A 5,311-nucleotide genomic window follows, 5' to 3' on the forward strand; every position below is an offset into this window, starting at 1 on the left:
GGGGGGGGAGTGGGTCAGCCGCATCGGCACCTACCGCTGTCTGTTCATTTTCGCAGCCTTGCAAGGGATCGGCAATTTGGGCCTGGGAGCGATTGGGTTGGTGGGGCAAAACTATCCGCTGCTGGTGGGGGCAACCATTTTCGACAACATGGCCGGGGGCATGGGCACGGCTGCTTTTCTGGCTTTTTTGATGAGCCTCTGCGACCGGCAATTTAGTGCCACTCAGTATGCTTTGCTCACCAGTGTATTTGCCGTGGGGGGAACCTTGGCCGGGGCCATGTCGGGCTATTTGGCGGCTGCGGTCAATTGGCCTTTGTTTTATCTGATCACGGCGATGACAGCCGCTCCGGCAATGGTGATCCTGCTGTGGCTTGGCCCCCCTTCATCGACTGCAGCCCTGGCCACGGCTGCAAAAGGGGAAGCCTCTGAACCGTAGCTGCCCCTCCAGCCGTCTGTGTCTACCGTTGGCCTTTCCACCCCATGGTGGCGAATGAGCAGCCCGTTATCTCTGCCCTGCTTTCTTCGCTGCTGACGGTAGCCTTGCCTTGAACGCAACGGGGATGGTTGCCTACAGCGCAGCCCCGATTTTGGCCGCCAGATCCACCAGCCGCGCGGCATAGCCGTACTCGTTGTCATACCAGGAGAGCACCTTCACCGTGCGATCCCCTAAGGTCAGGGTGGATCCCAAATCCACAATGGAAGAGTGGGGATCCCCGACGATATCCGCCGAGACGATCTCCGGTGGAGCAATGGCCAGGATGCCGCGCAGCGGGCCTTCTGCAGCCTCGACAAAGGCTTGGTTGACGGCTTCTCTGGTGATGGGCTGCTCGGTACGCACCACAAAGTCCACAATAGAGCCGGTCAAGGTGGGCACCCGCAGCGCCAGGCCATCCATCTTCCCTCTCAGGGCGGGCAAAACCTCGGCCACTGCCGTGGCGGCCCCGGTGGTGGAAGGCACGATCGACACTGCTGCTGAGCGGCCCCGCCGATAATCTTTGGGATCCGGGCGATCCACAATCGCCTGGGTGGCGGTATAGGCATGGCAAGTGGTGAGAAAGCCGGTCTCGATGCCGAAGCGATCCAACAAGACCTTAGCCAGCGGCGCCAAGCAATTGGTGGTGCAGGAAGCATTGGAGACGATGTGATGCCGCTCCGGGTCGTATTGGTCGTCGTTGACCCCCATCACCACCGTCAAGTCGGGGCCTTTGGCGGGAGCAGAGATGATCACCTTTTTGGCCCCGGCTTCCAGGTGTTTGGCCGCCCCCTCTCGTTTGGTGAACAAGCCGGTTGATTCCACCACCAGGTCAACCCCCAGATCTTTCCAGGGCAGTTGTGCCGGATCCCGCTCTGCCAAAACTCGGACTTTCAGGTGGTTGCCGATTTGCAGATGCCCGTCCACCGCGCTCACGGTTTGGGGAAGGCGCCCATAGGCCGAGTCGAACTGGAGCAGATAGGCCAAGTTGTCGGGTTCGGTCAGGTCATTGACTGCCACCACCTCCAGCTCCCGAGCTGGCTGAGACAGCAGCACCCGCAAGAAGGCCCGCCCAATGCGACCAAATCCGTTGATGGCTACCCGTGTGGTCATCGCAATCCTCCAGTGTCAGTTCATACCGTGGGTCGAGGGACGCGGCATGGGAGACGCTGCCCCCCTAGGGATAGGGTAGAAGAAGAACGGGATCTCCATCGCTTTTGCACCCAAGATCTCCAGATTTGCCACTGGGACTTGCAAAAGGACTCACCCAAGAAGTTGCCGGCAGAAGGGAAAAGTAGGAATGAAGGTATTGCTGACCAACGATGACGGCATCGAGGCTGCCGGGCTGGCCAACCTCAAGTTGGCCCTCAGCGCCCTCATCCCGGAAGAACACTGTTGGATTGTGGCCCCCCACCAACCGATTTCCGGCTGCAGCCACCAGGTGACGACGGGGCGACCTTTTCGAGCCTTGGCCCGCGGCGAGCGCACCTTTGCCGTCGAGGGATCCCCTGCCGACTGTGTGCGGGGGGCCCTATTCAAGCTGGCCCCAGCGGTGGATTGGGTGCTTTCCGGTATCAACGAGGGGGGAAATCTTGGATCGGATGTGTATCTGTCGGGAACGGTGGCGGCGGTACGGGAAGCAGCGATGCGCGGGATCCCGGGAATTGCCATTTCCCAATACCGAGCAGGGGGCCAACCCATCGACTGGGAGCAAGCCCAGCGGTGGACGCGGGAAATCTTGGCGGAGCTGATGGAACAACCCCTGCCCAGGGGGGCGTTTTGGAATGTGAACCTGCCCCACTTGCCCGCCGGATCCCCTCTGCCGGAGCGGGTCTATTGTCCCCTCTGCACCCAACCCCTGCCGCTCGATTATGCGGTGGAAGCCGAGGGAAATGGGGCAGAGTCGCTGTGGTTTCGCTATCAGGGCCGCTATGCGGAGCGCGCTCGGGATCCCCAAACCGATACCGACATCTGCTTCTCCGGTCGGGTGGCCATCACCCAAGTGCAACTGGCCAAGGACTCCGTCCCGCTAACGCGACCAGGCGTTTCCGCTGGGGGGGGTAGAAGCCAGGTTGCGGGCAATGGTTCTCAGCCGTTGCAGCCGTAGCGCCGTCAGGATAGATGCTTCGCCGCTGTCGCGAACGGTGGGATCCAGCTTCAGAACCTGTTCTATGGCATCTGCCAGGTGTTGAGCGGCCTCCTGTCGGGTGTAGCCGCGAAACTGAGCACGGCGCAGGGCAAATTCATCGGCGTCGAAATGGGCGCTCTCCCGGTTCAGGTTTTGCCAGATCTGCCGGACGGAGAGAGCCGTAATGCCACCTGCCAACAGAGCGGAAAAGGGGTGCTGCAAAGAGAGCTCCGCCACGGTGGTGATGCCCCCCATCAAGGCCAGCGATTGGTAAAACCCCGGCTGCAACCAATTGCGGTTGCCCAGCCAGCCCACCTCCCGCAGAAACAACAGATCCCGCTGTGGCTGAGGGATCCCTTGCCAACGGCGAAAATCGATGGCAATTGTGCCCTGGGGCTGCCAAGGGGCTTTGCGGCGGGAGATGAGCAGGGCTTCACCCCCGAAGTGGGGAACAATGGTGATCAAGGGTCGGAAAGAAGCGGGGAGCAGATCCCGCAACCGTTCGGTTTCTTCTTTTTCAAAGGGTTGGAAATCTGGGCGGCTGTTCATGGCCTCACCTGTTGGGGGGGTTGGGGTGGGGAGCCCGCCTAAAAACAGGCCCTGTTCCGGCCCCAGACACCCCAGCCTGTGTAGAACCAATGCGAGGTTAGTCTATCGCATCTCCAGGCTGGCCGTGGAACTCTGGCCGTGGAACTCTATAGGTGGAACCCTGTAGGTTTCAAAGATCCCAATCCTAGGTTGCGTAGACTGGGAAGGCGAGCCTACCCGTCTTACCTACTCGTCTTAAATCCGAGACCATGACCTTCCCAGCTCAGCCAGAACCCCAAGTGCTCCGTACTGCTGACGGGAATGAGCAGAGTGCCGTTCGCGGTAGCGGGACGGAATCCTTTAGCCCCCTTTACACGTACGCCTTCTTCCTGCAGCCAGCGCCAGAGCTTTTGCCCTTCATCCGGCAAACCGAGGGGATCCATCGGTCGGTGCAGGTGTTCTCCCCGACAGGCAGCCGAATTGCCGCTGCTGTGGAGCCGATGCAGGATCCAGAGTCGCTGCAAGTCTCGGATGAGGTGTTGGTGCGCTCTGCCCTGCGCCACGACCAGGTGATCTGCCGACTGTTCGCCCAGATGCCGGTGCTGCCCCTGCGCTTCGGCACCTGCTTCCTCTCAGCAGAAAAGCTGGGATCCCATCTGCTGTCCCGGCAGACGGAGTACGAACAAGCCCTCGCAGCCATTGGGGGGCGGGCCGAGTACTGTCTCAAAGGAAGGGTTCGACCTCAGCCCCAACCGGAGCCACAGCCCTCCCTAAGCGGGACGGCCTATCTGTTGGCCCGCAAGCAAGCCTATCTCCAGCAACGACAGGCCCAAGAGCAGCAAGAGCAGGAGCAGCAAGCCCTACAGCAGCTTTGGCCTTCCACCTGGCCTGTGCAAAGGGGGGATCCCCAGCCAGGAGAAGCCTTGCGGCTCTACTTTTTGCTCACCCCTGCCGAGTGGGAAGCCGCCCTTCAGCTCACCCAAACCTGGCTGGCTCAGCACCCCCATTGGCAACTGGATTGGAGCGCCCCTTTGCCCCCTTATCACTTTGTCCGTGCCTTGCGGGATTCTCTGGCGGACAAGTGTATAGATCCCAACTAAGGACGCCGTCCCGCTAGCGCGAACAAAGTGCTCTGCATGCGGATCATGGTCGCGTTAGCAGAGCGTGGATCCAAGCGTGATAATGGTGAGGGGATCCCGTCCGCTTCCTGTTTGCATTGGCGAGGCGGAGCCCTCACAGGGCAAAGGACTCCGTCCCGCTAACGGGAACAGCAGGCAAAAGGAAGAGTTGTGGTCTAAAGCGCTATGCGCCGCTACCGCGAACGAGTTGGGCTATTGGGGCTGGGCACGGTTGGCACGGGTGTTGTGCAAATTCTGCAGCAACCCCGGCATCCTCTCTTGCAGTCGGTTGAGATTGCGGCGGTGGGGGTGCGCTCTTTGGACAAGCCACGGCAAGTGCGGATCCCGCCTGAGCGCCTGACCACCAATCTGGAGCAAATCGTGTCGGATCCGGAAATCGACGTGGTCATCGAGCTGATGGGGGGCTTGGAGCCGGCCCGCACCTTGATCTTAAAAGCCCTTGACCACGGCAAACCGGTGATCACGGCCAACAAAGCGGTGATCGCCCGCCACGGGGAGGAGATCTTTCAGGCGGCAGCCCAAGCCAAAGTCTCGGTGCTCTTGGAAGCGGCAGTCGGGGGCGGGATTCCGATTCTGCAGCCCTTGCAACAGTCCCTGCAGGCCAGCCACATCCAGGCGGTCTGGGGCATTGTGAACGGCACCACCAACTTCATCCTCAGCCAGATGACCCAGGCGGCCAGCTCATTTGAGGAAGCCCTGGCCCTGGCCCAGGCCCACGGCTACGCCGAAGCGGATCCCAGCGCCGATGTGGAAGGGTGGGATGCCGCCGACAAGATCGCCATTTTGGCCAGCCTTGCTTTCGGGGTGTCTGTGGAGCGGGAAGCCATCCCCTGCGAAGGGATCCGCGGCATCAGCCCCACCGACATTCGCTATGCCCGCGAGTGGGGCTACACCTTCAAGCTCTTGGCCATCGCCCAAAGGGCCAACTCTGGCGGGGAGGCAGCGAAGATGGCTTTGGATATCCGGGTTCACCCCACCCTTCTGCCCTCTACCCACCCCTTGGCCAACATCAACGGTGTGGACAATGCCGTCCTGGTGCAGGGG

General features: G+C 61.3%; 6 protein-coding genes. 4 read left to right on the forward strand and 2 right to left on the reverse strand.

Annotated elements, in window-relative coordinates; all coding sequences use genetic code 11:
- A partial coding sequence (locus tag NW856_RS11100) for an MFS transporter (protein ID WP_414400290.1) occupies positions 1–436 on the forward strand: 436 nt, incomplete at its 5' end.
- Positions 437–568: 132 nt separating this feature from the next.
- On the opposite strand, the gene gap is transcribed toward NW856_RS11100, so the two are convergent.
- Positions 569–1,585 carry a type I glyceraldehyde-3-phosphate dehydrogenase gene (gene gap / locus NW856_RS11105; RefSeq protein WP_414400291.1) on the reverse strand — a complete coding sequence of 339 codons (1,017 nt, stop codon included), beginning with the start codon at positions 1,583–1,585 and terminating at the stop codon, positions 569–571.
- A 187-nt stretch (positions 1,586–1,772) separates the two neighbouring features.
- On the opposite strand from gap, the gene surE reads away from it, so the two are divergent.
- On the forward strand, positions 1,773–2,579 hold the full coding sequence (gene surE, locus NW856_RS11110; RefSeq protein WP_414400293.1) for a 5'/3'-nucleotidase SurE: 807 nt from the start codon (positions 1,773–1,775) through the stop codon (positions 2,577–2,579).
- Here the strand turns inward: surE and NW856_RS11115 are convergent.
- Positions 2,502–3,149, reverse strand: coding sequence for a DUF3318 domain-containing protein (locus NW856_RS11115; RefSeq protein WP_414400295.1), 648 nt, complete (start codon positions 3,147–3,149; stop codon positions 2,502–2,504). The genes surE and NW856_RS11115 overlap by 78 nt on opposite strands.
- Positions 3,150–3,397: 248 nt before the next feature.
- On the opposite strand from NW856_RS11115, the gene NW856_RS11120 reads away from it, so the two are divergent.
- Together NW856_RS11120 and NW856_RS11125 are read left to right on the forward strand one after the other, a co-directional pair.
- Entirely contained in the window at positions 3,398–4,228 is an 831-nt protein-coding gene (locus NW856_RS11120) for a GvpL/GvpF family gas vesicle protein (protein WP_414400296.1), read from the forward strand.
- Between the two features lie 204 nt (positions 4,229–4,432).
- The coding region (locus NW856_RS11125; protein WP_414400297.1) for a homoserine dehydrogenase at positions 4,433–5,311 on the forward strand (879 nt) is incomplete at its 3' end.

The organism is Synechococcus sp. R3-13, assembly GCF_047462195.1.
Classification (GTDB): domain Bacteria; phylum Cyanobacteriota; class Cyanobacteriia; order Thermostichales; family Thermostichaceae; genus Thermostichus.